The 1510-nt window shown below is 68.5% G+C and carries 1 protein-coding gene; it reads right to left on the bottom strand.

The genetic code is table 11. The features are described from left to right. A partial coding sequence (locus ACFWP7_RS42580) for an IS1182 family transposase (RefSeq protein ID WP_384394034.1) occupies positions 1–1510 on the bottom strand: 1510 nt, incomplete at both ends.

The raw sequence follows: 1510 nt of genomic DNA, 5'->3' as shown, positions 1-1510 counted from the left end.
GGGCGCGGGGTGTGTCGGTAAGCCAGGCGTTGATGCGGATGAGGTTGATCGCCGCGCCGGTGAGCTGGTGCTGGAGGCTGGTCTTGTCGAGGCCGCGGTAGCGGGATCTGCGCAGGCCGCAGGCTTGCACTCCTTGGGAGATGGTCCCTTCGGCCCCGGCGCGGATCTTGTAGCGGTCCTTCCAGTCGTCGGTTGCCTGTAGCTGCCGGGCCTGGTGGAGGGCTTCGTACTCGTGGCGGGGCCGCAAGGTGATCTCCCGGCGCTGGGCTTTCGGCGAGCTCACGCAGTCCCGGAGGCTGGGGCAGGTGCGGCAGTCGGCAGGGGAGAAACGGACTCGGATCACGGGCAGTTGTTCTTCGGAGCGGCGGTGGTGCCACTGGGTGCTGGTGATCCCTTTCGGGCAGGTCACGTGCTGGTTGTCCCAGTCGATGGTGAAGGCATCCTGTCCGTAGATGCCCTCGCCACGGGCCTGGGTGACGGTCACCGGCGGCAGTGGTCCGTGCAGGGCGACATCGTGATCGCTGCGGGCGGCGGCCAGGGCACTGGAGTTGGCGTAGCCCGCGTCGACCCAGTGTTCGTCCGGCAGCAGGCCCCGCCTCACGAGGCCGGTGTGGACGACGGCGGCCATCCGGTCGTCGGGGACGGTGGCGAGGGTGGTGGTCACGTTCGTGACCAGGTGCACCGCATCCGGCTCGCACGTCTCGGTGAGATGGACTTTGTAGCCGTCCCACATCGTGTCGCGTTTGACGCTGCCGCGGGCCTCGATGTCATACGGGGTCACCAGGCGCTTCGCGCCTGGCGGGCGGTCTTTTGGGTCCCGCCGTTCCACCTCACCCTCCACCAGGTGGAAGTGCTGGACCCACACCTTGCGCAGGACCTCCGTCTGCGGCAGTGCCCGCAGTGCAGGCGGCGCGTCGTCCGCCCAGACCATACGCAGCAGACACATGCCGTCCGTTCCGATCCGGCGGCCCACCTCGACACGCTTGGCCTGGGCTCTGGGGAAGCGGGAGTCCTCGATCCGGGTCGCGTAGTGCTTGAACCAGTCCGGCACAGCACGTGCCCTCAGCCACTCCGGCTCCGCGCGGGCCACCGCGTTCAGCGCCGCCCGTAAGGTCTCTCCGACCAGCTCCAGCCAGTTCAGCTCACGCGCCGAGGAGAGTACATGCGTGGAGTCGGTCCGCGCCTTCCCACCAGCGGCGACCAGTCCCCGTTCCTGAGCCGCGACCAGGATCGCGTCCAGCACTTCCCGCCCTGCATCCCCGCCGGCCAAACGGTCCCTGAACTCCGAGAGCACTGAGAAATCGAAGCCGGGATCGGTCAGCTCCAGCCCCAGCGCGAACTTCCAGTCGATCCGAGCCCGCACCGCCTCAGCGGCCTGCCGGTCGGTCAGCCCCTCCACGAACTGCAACACCAGCACCATCGCGAGCCGCCCCGGCGACCAGGCAGGCTTACCTCTCACCGGGAACAAGCTCGCGAACTGCTCGTCAGCGAACAGAACACCCAGCTCGTC

It is taken from the genome of Streptomyces sp. NPDC058470 (assembly GCF_042721055.1).
GTDB lineage: Bacteria > Actinomycetota > Actinomycetes > Streptomycetales > Streptomycetaceae > Streptomyces.
This window is presented reverse-complemented; position numbering and strand designations above follow the sequence as displayed.